We start from the raw sequence: 24,886 nt of genomic DNA, 5'->3' as shown, positions 1-24,886 counted from the left end.
CAAATCACTATAGTTCTGCCATAAATCGGAGAGCTTATGACAACTAACATCAACCCTAACTCATCTATAAATAACAAGCCAGAGAGCATATTACCTCGCATTATCAAACTTGGTTTGCCTGTTGCTTTGCAAAGTGCTTTGGTTGCTATTTTAGCCCTTGCTGACGTGTTAATGGTCAGCGATTTTGGTATGGAAGCAGCAGCGGCTGTGGGAATTGCATCAAAATGGCACTTCGTCGCTATTATGATTATGGCAGGGTTGGCCTCAGCAAACGGAACATTGGTAGCGCAATATTGGGGAAAAAACGACCGTAAAAGTGCACGAACCGTGTCTTCTATCGCAATGGTATTTGGTTTAAAAGTTCTGCTACCTGTAACGGCAATCATCACTCTTGGTTCACAGTTTTTGATGATGTTGCAAACCAGCGATCAAACCGTCATTGAGCTTGGTGCGACTTACCTTTGGTATGGCTTCCCTGTTCTGCTTCTGACCCATATTGTGGTTGTAGTTGAAGCAAGCATGCGCTCATCAGGTGACACCGTCACACCACTTCTGCTTGGTGCGGTGACGATTGCACTCAATATCGCACTTAACTTCATCCTTATACAGGGTGCTTTCGGAATTCCAGCGATGGGTGTTGCAGGAGCAGCATTAGCAACGACTCTAGCGCGATTAATTCAAGTGAGTTTGATGTACGGCTACATGCGTATGCGCAACCACTGGCTATTAACGACACCGAGCTCGCCACATCGCCCGTCATTGTGGTTATCTTACCGTCGTATTGCCCTGCCACTGACCATGAATGCTGTTTTATGGGCAATGGGTACCATGGCTTACCAGATGATCTTTGGTCACATGGGTACGACAGAGCTAGCTGTTTTCTCAATGCTCGCTCCGTTTGAGTCATTATGTTACTAGGTGTTCTTTGGCATCTCTGTTGCGTGTTCAGTGTTGCTTGGCCATTCATTAGGTCGAGATGAGTTAGATGATGCAATGAGTATGGGCCTCACCTTCATCAAAGCCGTTGTAGGTTTTGGGGCAATTGTAGGCTTGATGCTGTTCATGGGGAAAGAGCATGTTCTATCATGGCTAAACCTAACCACAGACGCTTTATACCCACTCGCTTCACCAGCGATGATGATCATGTGCTTTGCGGTTGTAATTCGTATGCTAAACATGGTTATCATTAACGGTATCATTCGTGCTGGTGATAATGCATTTTGCCTGCGTATGGACTTCATCGCGATGTGGATGGTCGGCATTCCAGTTTGTGTTTACGGCGCATTTGTCGCGGAATGGGACTTCAAGTACATCTATGGCCTGATGTTAGTTGAAGAAGTTGTGAAGCTGTCTATCTGCTCGCACCGTTACTTGAGTCGCCGTTGGATCAACAACCTGACGGTTACTTATGAAGAACCACAAGCTGCTTAAGCTTTTGAAGTAATCAACTATTTGAACAAGATGTCGCTCAAAACAGAAAAGGTCTGAGAAATCAGACCTTTTTTGTTTCTGGAAGAATAGCCTTTAGTGTACCCGCTACTTCTTATTCATTCGGATATAGCGATTAGATACGTTCGGTAACGGCTTTTCTGGCACTTTCCGTTTCTCATGAATCAAATGTCGAATCGCTAAAATAGGATGCTTAAGCAACATTCGTGGCCCTGTATAGGGCATCACCAAACGCATCTGCTCTTTCGGGTCAGGTTTATAGCAATGAATCGGACACTTATTGCAGGTTGGTTGTGCTTCACCATAAGGGCATCTATCAAGCCTCGTTTCCGCATAACGTAACAGCTGCTCACACTCTTCACATAACGCGTTATTCTGACGAACTTCACCGTGGTGATCTTTGCAGTATATGTGCACCATCGCGATAACGGTTTTGTACTCCGTCGCAAGTTCGCCTTGTAGAATATTGTTATGTTGGAACATGATTAATTACCCAGAGAGAGGCTATACAGGTTGAAATTTACGCTTTCACTTATCACGTCTTCAACCCGCTCGAACGCAAAGCCAAGTTTAGTCAGTAGTGCGATGCTTCGAATGTTATCAGAGGTAGTGATAGCAACTAAATGATCGATATCAGCATTCTGCTTAGCTTGTTCAATTATTGCTTCTCCCGCTTCTTTCGCAAAACCTTGACCGTAAAACTCCGGAGCAAAGCCGTAACCAAGATCATGCGACTCTAAACTGTCCCTCTTAATTAATCCGCAAACTCCAATTGGCGTTGAGGTTGCTTTCAGTTCTACCATCAACAAAGAGACACCCTTCTCTTGATGCATCTTAAGGATGTTGTTCTCGATATACTCTTCAGCTTTCGCCGTGTTGGTTATCTCTTTGTCTCCGATATAACGCAAGAAGTCTTCTGAGCTATATAACCTTTGGATAAATTCAGCATCCTCAGTTGTAATCATTCTTAATCTTAAACGAGCGGTTTCGACTGCCTGCATGACGATATTTCCTTGCTGAATACCATGTAAATATTGAGTTCTAGAGCTAAAATGATTATCCTCCACCGCCTAAACTAAATACAAGGCTATGCAGCAATGAACCGTAAGAAAAAAATTAATCAAATTCTAAAAAAGAAGCAGAAAAAAGCGAATTCTAAACTGCATACAAGTAATAAGCCTCGCTACATTCCTAAAGCTGAACGCGCAAAGATGAAAGCAGAAGAGCAGGCTCAAGCAGCGCAAGCGGAAGGTGCTGTCGAAGCAACTGTTGAAGCTGAAGAAACTAAAGCTGCAGAGTAAGGTTAAGCGCTCACTGTGCATTCTTACCAGGCTCCTTTGCTAAAAGGTAAGTACAAAAAAAGCAGCCTCTATTTTGGCTGCTTTTTTGATCCTGATGTATTGAATCTCGTTGATTAGCCTTTGAATAGCTTTACTTCCCAACGAGAGAATGGTGCTTGAGCACTGATTCCTGCTCTACCCCAACGATCGACTGAGTCCACCACTAGAATACGCTCATTAGGTACTAGAGACTTAATCAAGTTGCTCGGCTTTTTCGCTGTAACAAGCCATAGTGCATCATCTTCCGAAAACATCGCTTTAAGTTTCGCTTTGTCCTGCTCTGTCCATTCAAGCTCTGCTTTAAACATGCGGTCTTCAACATACAGTTGGCTACCAGATGCAAAATCTTCCAAGCTTTCCGAAAGCAAGAGTACTGAGTCCACTTCGTTATCAAGCAATACAGCTTGTTGCTTGTTAATCAGTTCACGAACATCCAACATCACGCGCTGCAGATTACTATCAATAGCTTCAGCCTGCTCTGGCCACAATAACTTAAAGTCATCAGCCACAATCGCAGCCATGCGCGTTAAGTTGGTTGGATTTAACCAAGCATACTTAGACACTTCGCCATTCGATAACGTAAGTGCTGCAACACCTTGTGCTCGAGGCGTAATCGCTTGAGCCGCATCGACCTCAACCAAGCGGATATTACCTTGCCTTGCGTATACGAATGTAGGATCGGCTTGCCAGATCGATGACAGTGTTAGAGCAACGGTCGCCTTTTCGCCAGACTTAAGCACTTTGCTTGCCCCCTTGGTACCAAACCAATTCGGCAGACGATCAATACCATAGCGCTTTGGTGGCAGATACTCGGTCGTGATGTCAGTGCCTTTAGTTAGCTCTGTCGCTAATGCATAAGTCACAGGTGTACTGGTCAGGATATCCTCTGCATTCACGTTCAGTGACATCACTGAACCAGCCGTTAACACACTACCCAGCACACTCACTTGAGCCGCTGCTTTTACTGAGCTAGCGATACGATTCATTAAAGAAGTCATGATTACGCCTTTCTTACAATTCGGTATAGCGTTGCTGCAAGGAAAAACGTTGCAGAAACAATGATGATTGAAGCACCTGACGGAACTGGCAACTTAAGTTCCATTGGTAACACCGTACCAACCAGACAAGCAATGGTCGCGAGCAGAGCTGATAACAACACAAAGCTACCCATGCGTTTAGTTAGTAGTCGAGCTGTCGCACCTGGAATCAGCAATAACGCACCCACTAGAACTGCACCTACGATCTTCACGGCAGCAATCGTGACTAAGGTGATCATCATGACAAACAGGTAGTCGTAGAAACTAGTGTTGTAACCGCGAACCTTCGCAATATCAGGGCTGATACAGGTAAGCAGGATACGGTTGAATGTCGGTATCAAAAGCAAAATGATGATCGCGCAACTGCCTGCGAGAATCGCTAAGTCCTGATCCGTTACCGTAAGAATCGAACCAAATAATACGTTCTCAAGCATGTGAATATTGATCTTACGAGCTACGTACATCAGTAACGCTGCACCCACTGCCAACGCCAGCGCAAGGAACACACCAACCAAGGTATCGTATGGAACGTTGGTTCTGTTTCTTACAAAGTGCAGAAGCAACGCGAAGATCATACAAAAGCTAAACAGTCCAATAATTGGGTTTTCTGGTGGTTCACCAAGTAGAACACCGATTGCGATACCGGTTAACGCGGCGTGTCCGACAGCTTCAGAAAAGAAAGCTAGACGCTTTGCAATCACCAAAGTACCAAGACCACCTAGCAGAGGGCCAAGCAATAAGGCTGCCACCAAAGCGTTGACCATGAAGGCATACATGAAGCTTTCAGATAACAAGCCCGCTTCCACCCCACTAATGGCAAGTTGTCGTAACCAATCCATTACGCAACCTCCTTCGATTCAGTCACTACTGAGCCACTACTGTAGTGTTGGAATAGGCTTTCGATCTTCGTTGGATGGAGTACTTGCTCATGTGGGCCACTATCTACTAAGAATCGGTTAACGACATGCACGTTCGCTTCAAGTCGACGTACCGCAGTAACATCGTGGTGAACCGCTAGAATCGTTCGGCCTTCATCAACACATTCACGAATCAGCGATTCCAAATAGCGAACGCCCTGCTCGTCCATACCCGTCGTAGGTTCATCTAATACCAGTAAGCTCGGGTTATCCAATAACGCTTGAGCAAACAAAACACGTTGCTGCTCACCACCAGACAACTGTCCCATACGGCGGTCGCTACGAGTCGCCATACCTACGCGATCTAACTGCGCGAGAGCAAGATCTAACTGCTTTGATTTACGACGCCAAAACAGAGGGATTCGCGTCTTATTTAGCAGAACAAAGTCCATGACCGTCAAAGGTAAGCTCGACTCGAAGGTCGCTTTTTGAGGCACGTAACCAATACTTGGCTTTTCTGGCCAATGAATGTTGATCGCTCCAGAGAAAGGCGTCAGTCTAAGTACAGATCGCAGTAAAGAAGTCTTGCCGCCACCGTTTGGTCCCATGATTACATGACACTCGCCCGCTTTAAGTTCTAGCGAGATATCATCAAGAATCACATTATTATCGTACTGTAGACCCAGTTTATTGATTGAGATTGATGGACCTAGCATTATGCGTTCCCGCTTTTAGCTTGGTTCGCCGCTGCAAATTTCATTGCTTCGATTAACGTTTCTAGGTTCTTCTTCATCTCAACTTCTACTTTATCGTCCTCATATTCACCATGCGTCATGTGAGAAAAACGGTAAAGCTGAACGCCTGTTTCCGCTTCAATCGTGTCAACAAAACGGTTTGGCATGTTTAATTCGTAGAACAGAACATCAATACCCGACGCGCGGATCTTCTCGATCGTCTCTTGCAGCTGGCTAGCACTTGGCTCAACACCGTGTGCTGGCTCGATTACCGCCGCAACATCAACACCAAACTCTTGAAGAATGTAACCGTAAGCATTGTGTGTCGTCGCCACTTTCATGCCTGATGTATCTAACTCACCTAATGACAACATCGCATCACGCTTCATGAAACGAAATTGCTTTGCGTACTTACGCGCATTCTTGCGATAAAACGCAGCGTTGTCTCGGTCGAGTTTAGAAACTTCACTGGCAATGGTGTAAACCTTTTGAATTGTTGTCGAAAGCCCAACAAAGGTGTGCGGGTTAACAGCACCTTGACCAACAGATTGACCAAGAGCCGGAAGTAAAGGCACTTCTTTATTTGCCTCGATCACAACCAAATCATCACGTTGCGCTGCTGCAATGACTTTAAGCGCGAAGTCGTCATGTCCAATTCCGTTTACAACGATTGCATCCATCTGACTCAATCGCTTCAGGTCGTTCGGTTGTGGTAAGTAGTTATGGGGGTTAAAACCAGCATCAACCAAAGGAAGAATGTTCACTTTGTCGCCGACTACGGCTTTCACATAGCTGTAGTAAGGTTGAAGCGTGATACCAATCGTCAGTTTGTTACTGTCGAGCGTGTATTCTTTTGCTAATGCATGAGGTGCCATGAACACCGATAATAACGACATGAACAGGGTCATAATTCGCATAGTAAATCTCTTATTATTAGTGAGCATCGCTTGCATGATGCTGTTCAACTTCTGATTCATTCACAACCATTTTCCAGCCTTCAGATTCAAGTGTGTGCTCGTCAAAAGCACTAGGCTGTTTTGCTATACCACCAAAGAAAATCCAGATTTCAGGAGAAACGCTGTTCGCGTTCAGAATAAAAGAATCCGCAAAGCCAAGTTCATTTGGTGTGGAAAAATAATAACCACGCTCGTCCAGCACCCAAGCATGAGAGCCTTTGCGCTTCCAACTCTGATCTTCTACAAACGGGGCAACCCATTCATCTTTAAGTGATGCAACACTCGGCCATTCACCGTCTGAGTCCATGCGCAGATCACGAATTTCTTCGTGAGCCAAACGCAACTCTGATAGCATCGCCAAGTTTTCTTGTTCAACATCAGTCACAAGAATTTGATGATCAAGCACTGCTTTAACGTGGGATTCTGCCTGATGAAATGGGATCGCGACGGTTGCAAAGCAAAGGATGAACACAATGATCAGCCCTACCCATTTGCCCTCTCTGCCGCCCGTGTCAGCACGTACGCTTTGAATCATCATTTTTCGCTGATCTCTACAACATCAACTTCGACAGGAAACTCGTGGCCCGAATCAAACACAAGGTAGAACTCGGTGTCTGGGTGTGAAAACTCAACAATAGAGCGCTTATCTGTCATCTCTTTTGCGATCAAGTTGTCTTCGTAATCGTACATCTCAACCGCGTAATCAATCGCTTTGCTGCCATCCGAATAACCCGCTTCACAAGCAACGGTTTTGCCTTCAAGCCAGCAGCTCATCAGTGGAAAGTGTGCTTGCGCAGGTAATGCAGCGAAACCAAGTCCCAGTGCTAAGCAAGGAGTCATTAAAGCGTTAAGTTTTGTTTTTATTGTCATGGTTCGTACCCTAGCCACAGTGCAAATACTCAGAAGTAAACTGAGCGATAAAGGGCTCAAATGAGCCCTTAAGTTTTTTGGTTCTTAATCAGGGATTAAGGCCCGATATCACAGACTATTGAAGCAGTGCTTCGAACGTTAGGTGAACGTTCGCGCTTGCTTTGTCTGCCAGTGGGTTGTCAATCAACTCACCTTTGTAGTTCGCTTTCATTACGTAACGACCCGCTACGTCTGGAGTAAACGTGATTTCACCGTTCTCATCACTCACCACATCAATCTGCTCTTGGTGGTTGCGGTAAAGCGTACCTTCACGAGTAATCTCCGCTTTCACGTCTTTCTGGATCTCACCGTTGTAGAAGAATTGGAATGTTACTGGTTCTCCTTCAACGATGTCTGAAGGGTGAGTCACTGGCTTCATCTCAAGTAGCTTGCCTTCAATTTTGAACACTGAATCCGTTGGCTTACCTACCGTGATGTAGCTTTCTGCACGAGTGAAGCTGATTTGTGTTACCACGTCACGTGCTTTTTCTGGTAGTACTGAATCACGCTCTGCTTTGTTTGCTTTAATCCACTTCATGGTGTCGCGACGGCCCGCTTTGTACTGTGTGTAGTAAGACGGATAGTTGTTGATTGCCACTTTGTGTGTACCTTCTTCTTCAAAATAGAAGTCGAAGATTGAACGACGCTTGCCACGAATCACAAAGTTAGGACGCTCGCTGCGGCCATCAGGCATGATGACATGAGCATTTTCGCTGCCTGCAGGCTTATCAAAAACAAACGTACCGTGAGACGCAGTAACGTCGAACGTTAGCCAATCACCACCTTCTTTAGATACAGTGAAGTGAGATGGCAGAATCCAACGTGGGTGAGCTTGTGCTGTTGTCGTTGCTGCTAAGCCAAATGCCATCACACCTGCTAGAGCAAGTGCTTTAATTTTTGTTTGTTTCATCATGTTCAATTCCATTATTTATAATTGTTAGCCGTGTCGCTCTATCTGAGCCTACGATGACCACTGTCTATTCTGTTCAGCTTGGTTTTAGTTCGTACTTACTAGTTGCTGTTCGCAGTTACTATTTAGCGATGTAGTTCAGGGTGATTTCACCCGTCTCTTCCGTTGCTTTTAATTCGTAAGATGCGTTTGAATCTGTGAGTGATACTTTTTGACGAAGGTAGTTACGGCCACCGTGTTCGCGAACCACTTCGATATGAACCGTGTACTCACCTTGTTCTAACGTTTCACCGCTGTCGCTCTTGCCATCCCAAACGAAACGGTACTGACCAGCAGGACGCGTTGCAGACGTTACAGCATCAACCAGTTCACGATCGTAACGGCCAACCTTTCTCCACCAGCTACGCAGATCTTTAAGCCATTCATCTTTACCGACCCAAAGCTCGATGGTTTTCACTGACTTTCGTTCGCTGTTCTCTACCCACACCGCCACATAAGGACGTGCATACATAGACGTATCAATCTTTGGAAGCTCAAAGCTGACATCAAGTTTTGCCGTATCAGGAATCGCTTGTGCCATACCTAGGCTTGGCAAAAGAGATAAAGCAAGAAGCGCCTTGCTCCAGTTCATTTTTTTCATGTTTAACAACCTTTTAAATCCGTTTAACCTTAAGTTCGTTCTTCAATCCGATTCATCAATCGAATCAAGCGTTAAGGCACGGCGACAAAATAGATAACAAGTGAGATTGCAGACCCAAACATCGTCCATTTGATGGAGGTATTAAGCGTCTTTTTCTTAGGTAACAGTAAGCACACGCCGGTAAGCACAAAGAAGATCATCAGTAGCGCAGTGATATCGATAAACCATTTCCATACTTCACCGCTGTTACGACCTTTATGTAGATCGTTCAACAATGCGATAACGCCGTAATTCGTAGTTTCGACTTCTACAAATTCAGACGTGACGTCAACAAACACGGAAGCGTTGTAGCCTGGTCCTTTGAAGTCCATAGACACTTCACCGATGAGCAACTCACCGTCTTCAATCTCTGCGTAGATGTCCAAGCCTGAAGGAACACCAGACAGATTGGCTTCTTCAAACAGAAACGTTTCAAAGGCTGTCTCGTCAGCTTTTAAACGTCCGTCTTGGACCGTAAATAAACTTGTAGGAAGCGTTAGCGTAGAGCGTTGGATATTGGGTTGGCTTGATTCAAATAACTCAGGTCGGTTCAGGGTTATACCTGTCACTGAGAAAAAAAGAACCACGAACAGAAGCGCCATAGAAATATAAACATGCAGTCGACGAGCCCATGACTGAACCGCCCTACTTTTTAACGACATACAAACCAATACCTATAAATTTTATGGCGACAATTTAGTTGATAATCATTCGTATTGGCATTCAATTTACATTGTTTACGTTTGCTGAGCGGCGTAAGGAAATTTACATAACATTACATGGGAAGTCATCGAACTATATGCATATTCTTACTAACGTGTACTTAAGAGATTTGATTCGTTCTATCAGAGCTTATCGATAACAGGTCAAAGCTCAAAAAACCTCAATCTCAACATGCTTGATTGAGATGGATTTAAGGTAACAGTTGTGGCTTTAAGGATTGAAAGTTGGGACTATTTGATCACTGGTTTGATGATAGCTAATGAAGCTTAAAAGGATTTGAAATGCGTATTATTGTTTTGGCTTTAGCTGTGCTAGCAACGGCGTGTACCAGCCAAATAACCAGCACGGAAGAACATATTCAACAATACATCGGTTCAGACATAACCGATGTACAAGAACGTTATCTCACCGAACGGTCACGCCCTATCAGTTTTTGGGCGTCTCGAAACTATGCTTGGATTGAAACCAAGAAGCCGTTAGATAATGGTTATACAGTACACGCCTTCAAAAACCCTTATCGTGACTGCACCATTAATTGGGTCGCTGATACCAGTGGCGTAATTCAAAGTGCTACGTCCAGCGGCACGATGTGCGAGCCTTAATCGACACACTGGAAAGACAAAGATTAAAGAACTATAGCCGCCAAAGATTAAAGAACTATAGCCGCCAAAAATTAAAAAGGGTGTCATTTGACCCATCAAATGACACCCTTTTCTCAATATAACTTTCTCTTGTCTTCTGTTGTGCTATTAGCAGTTAAACGTTGCCGTTATCACTCACTGTTCTTAGCTGAGTCAGATATTTAATCCAACCTTTTGCTTCAGAAGAAGGCTCAATGTTGTTCGCGCGTTTCGCTTGAGCAAGAGCATTATCAAGATTCTTTAGCTTGTACCATGAACGTACTTTCGCTAAAGCAACATCAGCTTGCTTGTTCTTGTCTTTCACTTTATCCAAAACAACCAGAGCACGATCGTAGTAACCTTGCTGCACCAGTAACTGAGCCACGTTCCAATGATATTGCGTGTCTTTTTTAGACGCTAACGTCCACACTTCAATAGCACTGTCCCACTCTTTCGCCAACTGCCAGTAAGTTGCTTGCTCAGCCAGAAGTTGAACATCGCTGTTCGCATCATCTAGCTTTGCGATCTCTTGAGCAGCGCGCTCTGGAATGCCTCGTTTAGCATAAAGCTGAGCCAATAGTCTGCGGTCTGAGTTTTTCAGCTCCACACCTTGAAGATCTGCCAACGCTAACGTGTTCAATGCATCACGGTTGCGCTCTAGTCTTAACTGAATGCCCACAAGCTGACGCCACCAGTTGTCTTTTTCTGGTTGAAGTTCAATTAGGCTTTCCAGTGTTGGAATAGATTGCTTCCACTGCTTTAACTGTAGTTGCGCACCCAGTTTTAGCGATAGAGGCGACAGTTCTGGTTTTGCATTGAACTTGTTACGATTACCAATAGCAACCAGTACTTTTGACCAGTTTTCGATTTGGTATTCCGCTTGTGCAATTCGCATCCAAAGCACGTCTTTCTTTTCTGCCTCTGGCGCTGTTTTAACTAACTCATAGTAATGTGGAAGCGCGTTTTTGAACTGCTGATCGTTTAATAAGAGATCAGCAAGCATACGCTTCGTAACCCAAGCTTGTTCATCGACCAGCAAATTAGTGTCTACGGCGTAAGTAAGCTGCTTAATTGCCTTATCGGTTTTGCCATCTTGCCAGTAAAACACACCCAGCATACGAGCTACGTACGCTTTGTCATAGCCTTTAGATAGCTCCAAGCCTGCAAGTAGGTCAATGGCCTGTTTAACCTGTTCATCTTGAGCAAGCTTATGAGCCTTTTGAACACGAATAGCAGTATATTGGGTTAGCTCTTGTGCCTGTGTTGTAAGGGGCATTAACAACAAGCCCACTAATATCCATATCTGTTTCATCATTTTGCCAACTTGAATTCAAAGGTAAATGTTTGTCCAAATTGAGGGGTCGCTTTACCATCAACAACCTTAGGCTGATACTTGTATTTTTTCATAGCACGTATCGCTTCACGCTCGAACATACGACGCGGGTTTGCATCCGTGACTTGAATATCCATCGGTCGGCCTGTTTCATCGATAGTAAAACTCAATGTAACAAAGCCTTCAGCCCCGCGCTTAAGCGCTTTCGCTGGGTAACGAGGTTCAACTCGATACAGAGGCATTGCCTGTTGGTTTGACCCAAAATCAGAAAATGTCGGAGCGTTAATCGCTAGGCCATCAATCGATGTATTCAAATCTAACGACGGCAGTGAAGACATCGAGTTCAGAGGCGTAACTTCAGCTTGTGACTGAGACGTTTGCGCTTCCGGTGGCGGCTCTGGCATTTCTGGTTTTTCAGGGACTGCACGTTGTCTTCTTTGGACTTCTTGTTCTTGTTCCACCATTACCATGTTGAAACTCAACGTCTCGCTATCATCAGGTGAACGTTGGTGACCATTATCGACCATCCAAGCCATAAAAGAAAACAGAGCTAAGCCCAATGCGCCCGCTAGCGGTAAAGCAAGAAATAGGCGAATCATTTATGAAGATCCTCCAAGATCATCGCTTTTCAGCAGCAAGCGCAATGTTTTTAACACCCGCACCTTTCGCAGCGTCCATCACTTTAACAACCGTACCGTTGTAAGCGTGTTCATCCGCTTGAATAACCAAAGAAGCATCAGGTTGTTCTAGCAACAAGTGCTCTAACGTCGCTTGGACACGTTCAACATCAACAACGCGTTTATCGATGAAGATGTCATTCGCAGAAGTAATCGCAACAAAGATGCCCGCATCCTTTTGGCTGACTACGTTAGACGCTTGTGGGCGATTAACTTCCACCCCTGATTCACGAACAAATGAACTGGTCACAATAAAGAAAATAAGCATGATAAATACAATATCAAGCATCGAAGTAAGGTCTATTTGAGCCTCTTCGTTTTTAGAATGACGTCGACCGAGTCTCATCGTTGACTCCTTAAAGATTTTTCTAATTTCAATTCTAAGCGGTTACACACTTTCGCTAAACGAGCATGAACAAACATGCCCGCTAATGCAGCAACCATACCCGCCATGGTTGGCAGTGTTGCCAACGATATACCTGAAGCCATCAATTTAGGGTCACTGCTACCTTGAGTCGCCATCACATCAAAAACAGAGATCATACCGGTGACAGTACCTAACAAACCCAACATCGGACAAATAGCGACTAACAGCTTAATAAAATTCAAGTTCTGGTTAAGTAAAATACTAGCTTGCCCTAACCAACCTTCACGAATGGCTTTGGCATGCCAAGAAGAGTGCTCTTCTCTTTCATGCCACTTAGTAATCCAAGCTTGGCGCTGCTTTGGAAAGTAGAACGCGAGATATAACACGCGCTCTACCACAAGCACCCAATACACTAGGACAACAGCCGCTAGCCACCACAAGACGAAACCGCCCTGCTCCATAAAGCTTGATAAAGACAGCAGCCAGTCACTCGTTAACCAACTCGCTGGTAATAGAGAACCCGACAAAATATCCATTACGCAGCAGTCCCAACTGGTGAAACCACAGCTTTTGATTCAACCGTTTTTTCCGCCTGCTCCGCAACAAGACCAATACCTTGCTTCTCAAGAATATTACGAATGTTTTCTGCTTGAGTGCTAAGAATGTTGTGTGCCAATAGAAGAGGCATTGCAGCAACAAGACCAAGTACGGTTGTTACAAGCGCCATCGAAATACCGCCCGCCATCACTTTCGGATCGCCATTGCCAAACTGTGTGATCACTTGGAACGTTTCGATCATACCCGTTACTGTACCTAGAAGACCTAACATTGGTGCTAGCGCTGCCAATAGCTTAAGCATTGATAGACCTTTCTCTAGGTGAGTCTGCTCATCAACAACCGCTTCTAAAAGACGTAACTCTAACGCTTCAACCGTTTGGTTTTGCTCTTTGTTGTACACGACAAGAACGCGACCTAATGGGTTGTCACCCGCTTGCTCAGGGTTCTTAAGCTGCGCACGAATTTTCTGACGAGCAATCGATAGAGACACGCCACGCACTAAGGCGATAATTAAACCAATAGCCAGTAGGCCAAGAATCACTTTACCAACTACACCACCCGCTTGAAGGCGATCAGATAGGTTAGGTGTTAGCGCCAACTGCTCCAACATGAATCCACGTGAAGGATCGACAACAACATTTGCTACTTCACCATTTGCCAGTGAAGAAAGTGATGTTAGCGTTGGACCATTATCTGGCTGTTTACGGTATGCGATTGCGTCTTCACGCTGAGTGTTCCAGCTAACGTAACCTTGATCTGTCACTAGGCCAATCGAGCCTAAGCGATAAGCATCAACATTTTGTGTATTACCTTCACCATTAATGAAAGCAATTTGAGATTTGCTAAGCTCAGAGCTCGCTTGAATCTGCTCTACCATACTCATCCACAAGCCAGAAAGCTGAGGCATTGATGGTAATGATTTCGCATCGATAATTTGTTCAACGGTCGCTGTGTGCTCAGCGCGATCAACGCTGTTTACTGTTGAGCTAAGCTCTGCGCCCAGTTCTTTCGCGTTTTGACGAACCACACCAAACAGCTCACCAAGGCTACCTGTTTCTAAGCGCAGCTTCTCTTCTAAACGAGCCAGCTTATTTTCGTTATCGCTAAACGTTTTAGTAAGAACGTCTGTTGCGTTTTGAACCGATGTACGTTTCGCTTCAAGTTGTGCTTTGATTGCTTTCAGTTCTTGTTCAGTCTTTTTAAAGCCAGCTTCACGAACTACATTGTGAGAAGCTTGAGTGCGATTTTCTGACTTCGCTTTGTTCACTAACTGAGCCGTTGAATCAGAAGCAGAGAAAGCAGAAAAGGAAATAGACGTGATGCAAAGCAATGCTGCTAATGGCTTTAAGTTCATTACTTAACCTCCGCAACAGTTAAAGAAACAGGTAAAGTAATCAAGCTTGGAGCCGCTTGTTGGCTAGCAATATCGTACGCTTTATCGAGCTCAGACTTCAACGAAGAATCAACTTCTTGCCATTGAGCAGCTGTTTGATTCCAAGCCCAGTACTGGCTGCCATTTAAGTTACGAGCAACTAAAGAGATACGTCCTAAGTGAAGTACATCTGCTTCAATCGTTTTATCGCTCGCCAGTTCTACGCGACCTTGGTATGAACCAAGCTTAATGCCGTAGTCCATCTCAATTTGGTACGCCTCTAGAATACGACGATATTTCTCAGCATCACTTACGTCTGCACGAGTCATCATTGCTTGAAGCTTTTCAACTCTCTCTAGACGCTGCTCTTTCTTAATCGGTACGTCTTTTTCTACCAGCTGTTGCAGGCCATCGATCATTTGATACATCAAAGGCACCACACCTTGGCGCGTGTATTTAATTTCTTCGATCTGCCCTTCAATACTATCAGCTTCTTGATTTTGGCTTTCAACCAGAGCAGCTAGGTGATCATGATAGATTTCTAGGTTTTTAACTTCTTCTTGAAGACGCTCAATTTCAGCTTGCAGCATTAGAGTTGCTTGGGAGCTTTTATCAATAACTTTTTGGCTTGAAGCCGATGCGTTATTGGTCTTGTTTTGAATTGATTGAGCTTGATCCAAGCTATTGGCCATAGAAGACGTTGCAACCAAACTGATGGCAAGCGCTAGGCTAGATTTTAAAAGATTCATAATTGTAGTCATTTACTATAGAAGAAGTTTAAATGAATTTTATTGATAAGCAGTCTCATTATCATTAAAAGTCACTCGCATTACTAGGGATATTTTTACTAAATAGTAGAATCACGAAAGGGGAAAGCCGAAACTTCCCCCTTAGCATTTAAGCTACCAATAGTACCCTACTAACAAATTAGTATTTTACCTGTAAAGTCGCCATGTAGTTGCGGCCTTCGCCGATTACTACATCTTCTGCAAATTGATGTTTTGAAGAAGTTGAACCGCCACCCGCTAGGTATTCTTTATCAAATACGTTTTCTACTGTTAGACGAGCAACAAAGTCGAGTGAGTCATCATACTTAAGGGTGTATGCTGCGCCCATATCGACACGAGCGTAGCCGTCTTTTTTGAATGTGTTAGCACTGTCGCCGTAACGAGAACCTTCATAGATAAGACCTAGATTCACATCAACTTCATTTGTTGCTGCGTAAGTAGACCAAACGCTTGCTGCGAACTCAGGAACGTCTACTGGGCGGTTACCTGCGTATGTTTCATGGTTAGTGATTTCCGCATCTAGGTACATCGCAGAACCAGACATTGAGAAGCGCTCTGAAATAAAGCCTTGTGCGGCTAGCTCAGCACCACGGTGAACTTGTTCGCCACCTTGTGTCTTCGTCCAATCGCCTGATGAAGTGTCTTCTACATCCATTGAGATGTTTTCTTGGGTGATATCGAATACCGCACCAGAAACGAATAGACGTTCGTCCATCAGTTCCCACTTAGTACCGACTTCATAAGAAACACCCGTTGCTGCGTCAAGAAGTTCGCCATCGTTGGTGTAGTTACGGCTTCCGCTAGAAACAACACCTTGTGGTTCGAAACTTTCTGAGTAAGAAGCGTAGATACTACCGTTTGATGCTGGGTGATAAATCACGCCAAGCTTAGGTGCAACGTTTTCTTCTGCAACGCCATCACTTACTTTACGGTCGAAACGAGCACCCGCAAGAACTTGCCATTCGTCATTAATAGTAATCAGATCTTGAATGTAGAAACCCCAAGTATCGTAAGTACTCATCTTACCTAGCGATGTAGGACCCACTGACGGTGCTGGTACTGTTGCATCTGGTGCGTACTCACCGCTGCTGAAGCGATCCATACCACGGTAATAGCTGTAGCCTAGCCAGTTAGCGCCAAACAATAGTTGGTGCTCTGTGCCAGCAAGATCAGCGGTTGTTGTTAGATCGACGTAAGCTGTTCTGAAACGCCATTTGTCATGACGGTAGTTGCCACCTTGAGTCACGGTACCCGTACCGTCGGGGTTCATGTTTGAAAAGCTTGGGTAGCTTTCCATATCGATACGTTCGAAATCTTGGTAGTTGAAACCTGTTTTTAAAGACCATGTTTCAGTCAGGTTAGCAGCAATATCAAAACCAACGTTCTCAACATCATTCTCGATCTGTGACCACTGTGCATCCCAGATGTGCTTGTCGCTACCCACTCGGTTGCCGTCTAGTGTGTATAAAGCGCCAGAATCTACGCTACCTTCGTCGTTAGTTTTGTCGTAATGAACAGAAACCGTAACGTCTTCAGTGACATCGTAATCAACGAATACACCACCAACAAAACGCTCAGTCTGTGGTTCAGTACCGTCACCGTAAGTTCTCCAAGAGCCGTAGCTTTCTTTGGATAGAATCGCGCGACCACGTAGCGTTTCCGCATCGTTCAATGCGCCACGTACGTCAACAGTCGTACGAGAGTGATCATTCGAGCCGATGTCTTGGCTTAAGCTTACTTGTGTATCATAAGTAGGCTTCTTGCTTACCATGTTAATCAAGCCACCTGGTGCAGAAATACCGTAAAGAAGACCAGAAGGTCCCTTTAGTACTTCAACTCGCTCTAGCAGTTCGATTGGTTGGCGGTAGTGAGACCAATGTTGCTGGCCATTTTTAAGGAAGCCCGAAGAGCTTTCTACCGAGAAACCACGTAATGAGAAACGCTCACGGTTACGGCTTGTACCACCTGCACTTACACTCGCGTCATTCTTAAGAACGTCACCTAGGGTTGTTGCACGTTGTTCATCGATGATTTGCTCATCGATGACTGAAACTTGTCCCGGAGTCTCTAATTGAGTCGCCTCCATACGCATTGCTGTTGTGTTCGTATCGGCTTTGTAACCTTTGTCACGACCTTCAACAACCATGTGCTCGTCTGTTTTTGCTGTTTCTGCCAATACTGCTGGTGAAGCTAATACTGCGCCGATCACTAAAGCCAATGGGCTCTTTGAAAACATGTCCTTTACTCCGCTTTTATTCTTTTTGTACGAGCACTATGGTTAATTATTTGATGTGCTCGCTGAACCGTTGCCGGTACCATTGAATCTTTTCGCGAGAGAATATAAGTGATAACTATTACCATTTGCATTAAATTTACATTCTTTGCATTCGTAAAGTTTTGTAAAGGCCTTGGTAAGCGTTATTCATTAGATGTAACAGAACCTGCTTTAATACAGATACTTAGAAGTGATTCTTGTCTTGTCCTTATCTCGACAATCAAAAATTTTGAAACAGCGTTATTTACTCACTCAATCTAACAATCCAAAAACGATAAAAAATTTATCTTCTCTTATTTATTAGCTTTGATTCCGCATTTTTATGTATAAAAGCCTCGATAAATGTTAAACAACGGTGAATTATTTTATTTGAATTTGTTTAATTTACACAATTATCAGTGATTTTGATCACATCTATAATTCCAAACTCATTTTTTGTTTTTCGATTTGATCAACCGACTGCTAATCTCCTGCTCACTTTGAAAAGGTATCAAAGTTATAAATAATAAGGAGTGTTCTAAATGAATACCAAAAAACCTATGTCTCTGACTGGCCGTGTAATTCTTGGTATGGTCGTAGGTATATTAACGGGATTTGCCATTCAATCCCTTTTTGCAGAAAGTGGATTTGTTAACAACTACATCGTTAACGGACTCTTTGAAGTAGGTGGACAAATTTTTGTCGCCAGTTTAAAAATGCTTGTTGTCCCTCTAGTCTTCGTTTCACTAGTGTGCGGTACAAGTTCCCTGAAAGACTTATCAACTCTTGGCCGTATGGGTGGAAAAACGCTTGCACTTTATATCGGTACTACAGCCGTTGCTATCACTCTAGCATTGACGATCGGTAACCTGTTCCAACCTGGTGCTGGTGCGGATCTGACTGCTGCGAGCTCTTTTAAATCAGCGGATGCCCCTTCTCTTGGTCAAGTAATCATCGATATGTTCCCAACCAACCCTATTCAGGCGATGGCTGAGGGCAAGACACTACAAGTAATCGTGTTTGCTGTGTTATTTGGTATCGCAATTAGTGCTGCTGGTAAACCGGGTGAGCGCATTGCTACTGTATTTGCAGACCTAAACGAAGTTATCATGAAGCTTGTTGCTCTACTGATGAACCTTGCTCCTTACGGCGTGTTCTTCTTGATGGCGAAACTGTTCTCTGGTTTAGGCTTGGGGGCAATTTGGAACCTAGCAGAATACTTCTTAGTGCTTGCAGGAACTCTACTACTACACGGTTTGGTGACTTACAGCGCGATGCTTAAAGGATTCACTGGCCTTAGCCCTATTACGTTCCTACGCAAAATGGAAGATGCAATCATGTTTGCATTCTCAACAGCATCTTCGAACGCAACGATTCCTGTAACAATGGAAACAGCTAAGAACCGTATGGGTGTAGACAACAAAGTTGCTTCATTCACTGTACCACTAGGTGCAACAGTGAACATGGACGGTACTGCAATCATGCAAGGTGTTGCGACTGCGTTTATCGCACAAGCATACAACATCGACCTTACTATGGGCGATTACCTAATGGTTATCCTAACAGCGACATTGGCGTCTGTAGGTACTGCAGGTGTTCCTGGTGTTGGTCTGGTTATGCTAGCGATGGTATTGAACCAAGTCGGTCTACCGCTTGAAGGTATCGCTCTAATCATGGGTGTTGACCGTCTTCTAGACATGATCCGTACCGCTGTAAACATCACAGGTGATAGTGCCGTATCTATCATCGTTGCTAAGTCTGAAGGCGCTCTTGATGAGTCTCGCTTCAACGACCCTGCAGCAGGTGAGAAAGAAGAAGAAGTTAAGCTATCACGCCAAGAAGCGTAACCTAACAGCCTTGCTTCAAGCTAAAGCGTAATTAATGGCTACGCTTTAGCTATAAACACAAAAAACGCCACAGCATTTGCTGTGGCGTTTTTTATGGATTTAAAGAAGTACCATCCGCGGAATATAACCAGAGCGGTAAAATTAATTAACTGACTCACTAATTGGGAACATAAGATTCACTCTGAGTCCCCCACTTTCTCTATTCTCCGCCGTGACATGACCATTCATCACAACCATTGCCTCTTTCACGATGGCAAGGCCCAGACCGTAGCCACCAGACTGCTTGTCTCTTGCTGATTCAATACGAGTAAACGGGTCAAAGATACCTGCAATTTTGTTATCAGGGATGCCTTCTCCATCATCTTCTACAGAAATGACACTGTAACGTTGGTCAATAGTCATTTCATACGTCGTTACCGAAATATGAGCATGCTCACCTGCATACTTAATTGCATTGCCAACCAAATTCCCTATCACTCTCAAAAGCAACCGCTCATCTATATTGACCATAGACGTTGGTGTTTCTAAATCTCCAACTAAGGTTTGATTAGGTTTCAAATCGTTTTGCATTTGCGCAATAAGCATTGAGCAATATTGTTCTAACTGCATCAAGCTAAGCTTGGAATCGTAACGAGAGGTTTCTAAGCGGCTAAACTCGAGGATCTCGCCCACTAGCTTATTCATCTCTTCGGTTTCACTTTCCATACGATCGAGCAGCCCAGCGCCCTTATCATCTACCTTGCTACGCAATAAATGCAGAGCGAGGTTTTGCCTTGCTAAAGGTGTTCTGAGCTCGTGAGAGACATCTCGTATCAAGCGGCGCTGCTTTTCGGCTAAAGATTTAATCTCAAATGTCATGTGATCAAAATCATGAGCAAGCTCGTTAAATTCACGTGTCGTTGAATCTAATTCAGAGACAACACTCACCGTGAAGTCGCCTTCTGCTAATCTTCTGCTGGCCTCTCTTAAACGGTCGAGGGGTTGTTGCAGACTTTTAGCCATAATGATTGAGAACAGCGACAATACGACTAAAGCGATCACGGCTTTCAACATGTAGGAATACGGCGCAAAGGATTTTGCAGGGTGAAACTGATGAGGAAGTTGAATAACCAACGTACTGCCGTTATCCAATGGCAAACCAAAAATAGGCTTACTCACACGGTCACTCAGTTGGTGATCTAAGGTACGCAGAAACTTCAATTTAAATTCGAAGTGTGGATGCATGTGTCGGTGTGTAATTGGGCGGTTATTCTCGTCAATAACGAACAAATAATACCGTTGGGCGTTACCCCAATCAGCGAGTTCATCCATGTCACCTTCCTCGATCAACACATTGGCTTGATAAGCGAGGTCGAGCATCTCTTCTTTGACGGATTCTGGCACCTTAAGGAGCGCCTTCATCAACGCTCTTTCCGCCACACCTTGTAAGATCAAAATACTCACAAGAATCACTGTCAGATAGCTGAACAGCTGAAAGGTTAACCCGTCTTTACGCTTAGCGATGAAATCCGGGCAACGTATTAGTGTGGAACTCATGCTCCAACCGACTCTAGGTAACTATAGCCTTTACCACGAACGGTTTTAATGTGCTGTTTCGACAGACCCGCCTGCACCAATTTTCGGCGGATATTGCTGATGTGCATGTCTAGATTGCGATCAAAGGGACACAACTCTTTCTTTAACACATGTATTTGCAGATCTGACTTGGAAACAACAATGCCGTCGTTCTTGATCAGATAATCAAGCAGATCTTTTTCTGTGCCCGTGAGGGGTAAACGGGAAATCTGTTCACACAAACCGTGGTTAGATGAAGCTAGAGACTGCCTCTGACGCTCAAATCCAACTCGACGTAAGATAACCTTGATACGAGTCAGTAGCTCAGGAACATTGAAAGGTTTAGCGATGTATTGATCGGCCCCTGCTTGATAACCATCGAGCATCGATGCATCATCATTGAGTGCCGTTAACATCAAGATAGGCGTAGCGAAGCGCTGACAGATGCGCCTTGCGACTTGGATGCCGCTGAGGTTAGGCAGCATCACATCAAGCAACACTAAATCAACAGGATTGGATTGGATAAACTCTAGTGCAGCCTCGCCACAATGAACGGTATCAACGTGATACCCCTCATTTTCTAAAACTTCACCCAATAATTCACACAACTGAATATCATCATCAACAACTAAAACGCGCGACATCATACAAACCAATAAATAATAATAGTTTTCATTCTAATTATCGTTATTATTGTTTTCAATTATAAAGTGCGCGTTTCCCGTTATAGAAGGAAATCTTTTTCAATCGGTACAAATTTTGAGGCAGAATCGATAAGGTTTTGAGCAGTAAGCCCAGGTACACCATACACTTCCACTTTTTTGCCAAAGCGCTGTTTTATTCTTTCCACAAGAATCTCAAAGTCCCCGTCTCCAGAGACTAGAACGATCGTATCAACGTTCTCTGCTAGTTCAATGGCATCTAGGGCAATACCCACATCCCAGTCTCCTTTTGCACTGCCATCACGACGCTGAATAAATGGCTTCAATTTCACATCAAAGCCCACACCGCGAAGAATATGGTGGAACTGACGCTGCTTGGGATCTTGACTAGAAATGGCGTACGCATGAGCTGCGACAACATGACGACCTTCCGTAGCAACATACCAAAATTGGTTGTAATCAAAGTTAGAACGATATTTGTCTCGTGTTGTGTAGTAAACGTTTTGGACATCGACCAAAATAGCTATGTTTTCCATAAATTCATACCTTTAGATTTTCGGTATACCCTATTCTATTCAACCCTAAAATGCGAGTCGCTTTATCCAATAAAAATGAACCTGTTGGTTATGGTTAACGTAAATCTAAGCATGTTTAACGTAATCCTAACTATGCTTAATAGGTGTCTATCAAACTGGACGATCGTCTTTGACGTTGGTGACCACCACACAAGGGCTATCGATTAGAGATACAAGTAAAGCTAACAGGCTACTTAAGGGAGGTTGGCTATGCTACACCGACAAAAACACAAATCGCACGTAAGCTTCGACAACACCGCAATGGTCGCTTTAGCTTCTTCCAGTTGTTGGTTAACTTTGCTCAAGCTAATAACTGTTAGCATCGTGTTGATTTTTAGCCTCTCCACTCATTCGGTGTTTGCTTATCCAGCTTACTCCCATTCTCAACCACTGCCTCATCGCAGCGTCATTTACTTCGCACCAGAGGAAGACTCGGTGGTAAAAGAGTTTCTTAATGAAGTGTTGATCAATAACTGCCAGCTAGACGAAAGAGATGTTGTCATCATGGTGATAGCAGAAAGCGGATACACCGTCCCTACTTGGCTTGAGGAAGAGTTTAACTTAGAAGCAGTAACTAGCATTTATGAGATTCCCAAAGGCTCTCACACTGCAGTATTAATTGGTAAAGACGGAAAAGAGAAGCACAGATGGAATGGTAAGACGGACTGGCAGAAAATCACCAACATCATCGATGAAATGCCAATGCGCCAACAAGAAATGCAGCGACAAAGTAGCCGCTGCAGTATTTAACTCTATACAAATCGATAAAACGTGACTTGATTACTTGTTAAACCAATCAAGTTTCTCATGCAGTTGAGCCACACTACCGACAACAATCAAAGCTGGGCTTTTCGCAACGCTTGCAAGGCTCGCTAAGTCACTCAATCCACCACGATACACCTTCTGTTCTTGGCGCGTACCGTTTTCGATAATCGCTACAGGCATGTCTGCTCGCATACCATTATCAAGCAAGTTTTTCTGAATATTTGGGCTCTCTTTTAAGCCCATGTAAAACACGATCGTGTGATTATGTTGAGCAAGAGATTGCCAATCGATATCTTCGCCATCTTTCTTTAAGTGACCGGTAATAAACTGGACGCTTTGCGCGTGGTCACGGTGAGTCAGTGGTATCCCCGCATAAGCCGTAGCACCAGCGGCTGATGTAATACCAGGAATGACTTCAAATCTCACAGCATTCTCAGCCAGAGTTTCACACTCTTCACCACCGCGACCAAAGATAAACGAGTCACCACCTTTTAGGCGTACTACATGCTTATTCTCCTGCGCTTTGGTGACCAATAATTGGTTGATCTGATCTTGCGGTACGCAGTGATGATCAAGCTTTTTACCCACATACAGCATTTCTGCTTCTGGGTTAGCCATCGCTAAGATATCTTTTGATACCAAGCGGTCATATACCAACACGTCTGCTTGTTGAATCACTCGTGCTGCTTTTAGTGTAAGTAAGCCTGGGTCGCCTGGACCTGCACCTACCAATGAAACAAATCCTTTGTTTACTTCTTTAACATTCGATGACGATACTTCTGACATGCTGTGCTCCGAAGGTTTGCTTGTTTTATCTCAAGCTTCAATCTATGTGATAAGTCACTGTATTCATGATGACTTATCCAAATCCTTAACCCTTAGACTATCAGGTGTTGATATAAATATTCAGTTTAAATACTAACGAAGATAGAAGTAATTATAACAAAACGATCTATTGCAGGTATTTGATACCAATAATAATCAACTGATGATGCTTAAGGCATTCGAACTAAAAAAGCCCCAAACATTTCGTTGGGGCTTTCAATCTCATACTAAATTACGTTTCACCGTATTCAGAATTACTTAGCGCCTAGAGAAGGAGCTGTTTTAGCGTGAGTTAGATATAGAGGAACACACGTCAGTAGTAGACCACCAACGATGTTACCTAGGATTGTTGGGATAAGGTTGAAGTTCAACCATGTCGCAATACCGAAGTCAGCGCCAAGAATCATACCCAGTGGGAATAGGAACATGTTGACTACTGTGTGCTCAAATACTAGTGCGAAGAAGATGAAGATTGGGAACCACATCATTGCTACACGGCCAGACACAGTACGCGCTGTCATGTTACCAATCACACCTAGACATACCATTAGGTTACAGAAGATACCGCGTACGAAACACGTGATCCATCCGTCCATGCCCATGTTTTCAAAACCTAAGCTACGGCCTGTAGAAACAGCAATGAATTTTTGAGCAACAGCGTTTGGCTCTAGAGAGAAATTACCTGTTAATGACACGGCAACTAGGAAAGCTACAATCAGAGAACCGATAAGGTTACCAAGACCAACAATACCCCAACAACGTAGGATACGGCCCCAAGTAATGCCTGGGCGGTTGTCGAATTTAGCTAAAGGAGCAAGGCCGAAAACGCCAGTTACTAGGTCGTAACCCATAACACTTAGAATAACGAAACCAACTGGGAACACGAGTGCGCCAACAAGGCCAATGCCTGTTTGTACCATTGCTGTAATAGCAACAACAACCGCTAGAGAAAGGATGATACCAGCCATTGTGCTTCGAATCAGAAGATCGCGAGTACTTGTTTTAGTTTTCGCTTCACCCACATCGATCATCGTTTGAACGAATTCAGCTGGTTTGTAATCAGGAGACATAATGTTGTCCTTAAAAAAGTAAAAT

27 protein-coding genes and 1 pseudogene are annotated in these 24,886 nt (G+C 44.1%); 5 read left to right on the top strand and 23 right to left on the bottom strand.

Annotation, left to right across the window (positions count from 1 at the left end):
• Positions 1 to 36: 36 nt before the first annotated feature.
• Positions 37 to 1,431, top strand: a pseudogene (locus OCV52_RS16500) (MATE family efflux transporter).
• Positions 1,432 to 1,536: 105 nt separating this feature from the next.
• Here OCV52_RS16500 and OCV52_RS16495 read toward each other — a convergent pair.
• Together OCV52_RS16495 and OCV52_RS16490 are read right to left on the bottom strand one after the other, a co-directional pair.
• On the bottom strand, positions 1,537 to 1,932 hold the full coding sequence (locus OCV52_RS16495) for a nitrous oxide-stimulated promoter family protein (RefSeq protein ID WP_137407417.1): 396 nt from the start codon (positions 1,930 to 1,932) through the stop codon (positions 1,537 to 1,539).
• A gap of 2 nt (positions 1,933 to 1,934) precedes the next feature.
• The gene (locus OCV52_RS16490; protein ID WP_137407418.1) at positions 1,935 to 2,450 is read right to left on the bottom strand and encodes a GNAT family N-acetyltransferase; all 516 of its coding nucleotides are present in this window, start codon (positions 2,448 to 2,450) and stop codon (positions 1,935 to 1,937) included.
• Positions 2,451 to 2,546: 96 nt separating this feature from the next.
• On the opposite strand from OCV52_RS16490, the gene OCV52_RS16485 reads away from it, so the two are divergent.
• The gene (locus tag OCV52_RS16485) at positions 2,547 to 2,750 is read left to right on the top strand and encodes a DUF2986 domain-containing protein (protein ID WP_137407419.1); all 204 of its coding nucleotides are present in this window, start codon (positions 2,547 to 2,549) and stop codon (positions 2,748 to 2,750) included.
• A 113-nt stretch (positions 2,751 to 2,863) separates the two neighbouring features.
• Here the strand turns inward: OCV52_RS16485 and OCV52_RS16480 are convergent, their stop codons facing one another.
• From OCV52_RS16480 to OCV52_RS16440, 9 genes are all read right to left on the bottom strand, one after another.
• The gene (locus OCV52_RS16480; protein ID WP_137407420.1) at positions 2,864 to 3,787 is read right to left on the bottom strand and encodes a metal ABC transporter substrate-binding protein; all 924 of its coding nucleotides are present in this window, start codon (positions 3,785 to 3,787) and stop codon (positions 2,864 to 2,866) included.
• 2 nt (positions 3,788 to 3,789) lie between these two features.
• Positions 3,790 to 4,665 (bottom strand): metal ABC transporter permease, encoded by an 876-nt coding sequence (locus tag OCV52_RS16475; protein ID WP_004739197.1) that lies wholly within the window; start codon positions 4,663 to 4,665, stop codon positions 3,790 to 3,792.
• On the bottom strand, positions 4,665 to 5,399 hold the full coding sequence (locus OCV52_RS16470) for a metal ABC transporter ATP-binding protein (protein ID WP_137407421.1): 735 nt from the start codon (positions 5,397 to 5,399) through the stop codon (positions 4,665 to 4,667). Before OCV52_RS16470 ends, OCV52_RS16475 begins: the two co-directional genes overlap by 1 nt.
• On the bottom strand, positions 5,399 to 6,334 hold the full coding sequence (locus OCV52_RS16465) for a metal ABC transporter solute-binding protein, Zn/Mn family (protein WP_137407422.1): 936 nt from the start codon (positions 6,332 to 6,334) through the stop codon (positions 5,399 to 5,401). Before OCV52_RS16465 ends, OCV52_RS16470 begins: the two co-directional genes overlap by 1 nt.
• A gap of 16 nt (positions 6,335 to 6,350) precedes the next feature.
• Entirely contained in the window at positions 6,351 to 6,911 is a 561-nt protein-coding gene (locus tag OCV52_RS16460; protein WP_137407423.1) for a DUF6162 family protein, read from the bottom strand.
• On the bottom strand, positions 6,908 to 7,243 hold the full coding sequence (locus tag OCV52_RS16455; protein ID WP_137407424.1) for a hypothetical protein: 336 nt from the start codon (positions 7,241 to 7,243) through the stop codon (positions 6,908 to 6,910). Before OCV52_RS16455 ends, OCV52_RS16460 begins: the two co-directional genes overlap by 4 nt.
• Before the next feature lie 115 nt (positions 7,244 to 7,358).
• Positions 7,359 to 8,195, bottom strand: a complete 837-nt coding sequence (locus OCV52_RS16450) for a DUF4198 domain-containing protein (RefSeq protein ID WP_137407425.1) — start codon at positions 8,193 to 8,195, stop codon at positions 7,359 to 7,361.
• Between the two features lie 118 nt (positions 8,196 to 8,313).
• Positions 8,314 to 8,832 carry a DUF2271 domain-containing protein gene (locus OCV52_RS16445; RefSeq protein ID WP_102425150.1) on the bottom strand — a complete coding sequence of 173 codons (519 nt, stop codon included), beginning with the start codon at positions 8,830 to 8,832 and terminating at the stop codon, positions 8,314 to 8,316.
• A gap of 71 nt (positions 8,833 to 8,903) precedes the next feature.
• The gene (locus OCV52_RS16440; RefSeq protein WP_137407426.1) at positions 8,904 to 9,533 is read right to left on the bottom strand and encodes a PepSY-associated TM helix domain-containing protein; all 630 of its coding nucleotides are present in this window, start codon (positions 9,531 to 9,533) and stop codon (positions 8,904 to 8,906) included.
• A 342-nt stretch (positions 9,534 to 9,875) separates the two neighbouring features.
• Between OCV52_RS16440 and OCV52_RS16435 the strand changes: the two genes are divergently transcribed.
• Complete coding sequence (locus tag OCV52_RS16435; protein ID WP_137407427.1) at positions 9,876 to 10,196, top strand: hypothetical protein; 321 nt, start codon at positions 9,876 to 9,878, stop codon at positions 10,194 to 10,196.
• Positions 10,197 to 10,350: 154 nt separating this feature from the next.
• Here the strand turns inward: OCV52_RS16435 and OCV52_RS16430 are convergent, their stop codons facing one another.
• The 7 genes from OCV52_RS16430 to OCV52_RS16400 all read right to left on the bottom strand — a co-directional run bounded on the left by OCV52_RS16430 (position 10,351) and on the right by OCV52_RS16400 (position 17,545).
• Positions 10,351 to 11,529, bottom strand: coding sequence for a tetratricopeptide repeat protein (locus OCV52_RS16430; RefSeq protein ID WP_137407428.1), 1,179 nt, complete (start codon positions 11,527 to 11,529; stop codon positions 10,351 to 10,353).
• Positions 11,526 to 12,146 carry an energy transducer TonB gene (locus tag OCV52_RS16425; RefSeq protein ID WP_137407429.1) on the bottom strand — a complete coding sequence of 207 codons (621 nt, stop codon included), beginning with the start codon at positions 12,144 to 12,146 and terminating at the stop codon, positions 11,526 to 11,528. Before OCV52_RS16425 ends, OCV52_RS16430 begins: the two co-directional genes overlap by 4 nt.
• Positions 12,147 to 12,165: 19 nt before the next feature.
• On the bottom strand, positions 12,166 to 12,570 hold the full coding sequence (locus OCV52_RS16420) for an ExbD/TolR family protein (RefSeq protein WP_004731145.1): 405 nt from the start codon (positions 12,568 to 12,570) through the stop codon (positions 12,166 to 12,168).
• Positions 12,567 to 13,127, bottom strand: a complete 561-nt coding sequence (locus OCV52_RS16415; protein ID WP_019822786.1) for a MotA/TolQ/ExbB proton channel family protein — start codon at positions 13,125 to 13,127, stop codon at positions 12,567 to 12,569. Before OCV52_RS16415 ends, OCV52_RS16420 begins: the two co-directional genes overlap by 4 nt.
• Positions 13,127 to 14,503: a MotA/TolQ/ExbB proton channel family protein gene (locus OCV52_RS16410; RefSeq protein ID WP_137407430.1), complete on the bottom strand. Its 1,377-nt coding sequence runs from the start codon at positions 14,501 to 14,503 to the stop codon at positions 13,127 to 13,129. The genes OCV52_RS16415 and OCV52_RS16410 overlap by 1 nt, the downstream gene beginning before the upstream one ends.
• Positions 14,503 to 15,270, bottom strand: a complete 768-nt coding sequence (locus OCV52_RS16405) for a DUF3450 domain-containing protein (protein ID WP_137407431.1) — start codon at positions 15,268 to 15,270, stop codon at positions 14,503 to 14,505. The genes OCV52_RS16410 and OCV52_RS16405 overlap by 1 nt, the downstream gene beginning before the upstream one ends.
• Before the next feature lie 178 nt (positions 15,271 to 15,448).
• Positions 15,449 to 17,545 carry a TonB-dependent siderophore receptor gene (locus OCV52_RS16400; protein ID WP_137407432.1) on the bottom strand — a complete coding sequence of 699 codons (2,097 nt, stop codon included), beginning with the start codon at positions 17,543 to 17,545 and terminating at the stop codon, positions 15,449 to 15,451.
• A gap of 560 nt (positions 17,546 to 18,105) precedes the next feature.
• On the opposite strand from OCV52_RS16400, the gene OCV52_RS16395 reads away from it, so the two are divergent.
• Complete coding sequence (locus OCV52_RS16395; RefSeq protein WP_137407433.1) at positions 18,106 to 19,410, top strand: dicarboxylate/amino acid:cation symporter; 1,305 nt, start codon at positions 18,106 to 18,108, stop codon at positions 19,408 to 19,410.
• A 141-nt stretch (positions 19,411 to 19,551) separates the two neighbouring features.
• On the opposite strand, the gene OCV52_RS16390 is transcribed toward OCV52_RS16395, so the two are convergent.
• The 3 genes from OCV52_RS16390 to OCV52_RS16380 form a co-directional block, all read right to left on the bottom strand.
• Positions 19,552 to 20,946, bottom strand: a complete 1,395-nt coding sequence (locus OCV52_RS16390; RefSeq protein ID WP_137407434.1) for a sensor histidine kinase — start codon at positions 20,944 to 20,946, stop codon at positions 19,552 to 19,554.
• Positions 20,943 to 21,608 (bottom strand): response regulator transcription factor, encoded by a 666-nt coding sequence (locus OCV52_RS16385; protein ID WP_032498470.1) that lies wholly within the window; start codon positions 21,606 to 21,608, stop codon positions 20,943 to 20,945. Before OCV52_RS16385 ends, OCV52_RS16390 begins: the two co-directional genes overlap by 4 nt.
• Positions 21,609 to 21,688: 80 nt before the next feature.
• Positions 21,689 to 22,162, bottom strand: a complete 474-nt coding sequence (locus OCV52_RS16380; RefSeq protein WP_061030885.1) for a LabA-like NYN domain-containing protein — start codon at positions 22,160 to 22,162, stop codon at positions 21,689 to 21,691.
• A gap of 300 nt (positions 22,163 to 22,462) precedes the next feature.
• Here OCV52_RS16380 and OCV52_RS16375 point away from each other — a divergent pair, with 300 nt between their 5' ends.
• Entirely contained in the window at positions 22,463 to 22,951 is a 489-nt protein-coding gene (locus tag OCV52_RS16375) for a DUF4174 domain-containing protein (RefSeq protein WP_390903409.1), read from the top strand.
• 30 nt (positions 22,952 to 22,981) lie between these two features.
• Here OCV52_RS16375 and cobA read toward each other — a convergent pair whose 3' ends face one another.
• Positions 22,982 to 23,752, bottom strand: coding sequence for a uroporphyrinogen-III C-methyltransferase (gene cobA / locus OCV52_RS16370; protein ID WP_137407436.1), 771 nt, complete (start codon positions 23,750 to 23,752; stop codon positions 22,982 to 22,984).
• Positions 23,753 to 24,045: 293 nt separating this feature from the next.
• Positions 24,046 to 24,861, bottom strand: a complete 816-nt coding sequence (locus OCV52_RS16365) for a formate/nitrite transporter family protein (protein ID WP_137407437.1) — start codon at positions 24,859 to 24,861, stop codon at positions 24,046 to 24,048.
• Between the last annotated feature and the right edge of the window lie 25 nt (positions 24,862 to 24,886).

The organism is Vibrio chagasii (assembly GCF_024347355.1).
GTDB classification, from domain to species: domain Bacteria; phylum Pseudomonadota; class Gammaproteobacteria; order Enterobacterales; family Vibrionaceae; genus Vibrio; species Vibrio chagasii.
This window is presented reverse-complemented; position numbering and strand designations above follow the sequence as displayed.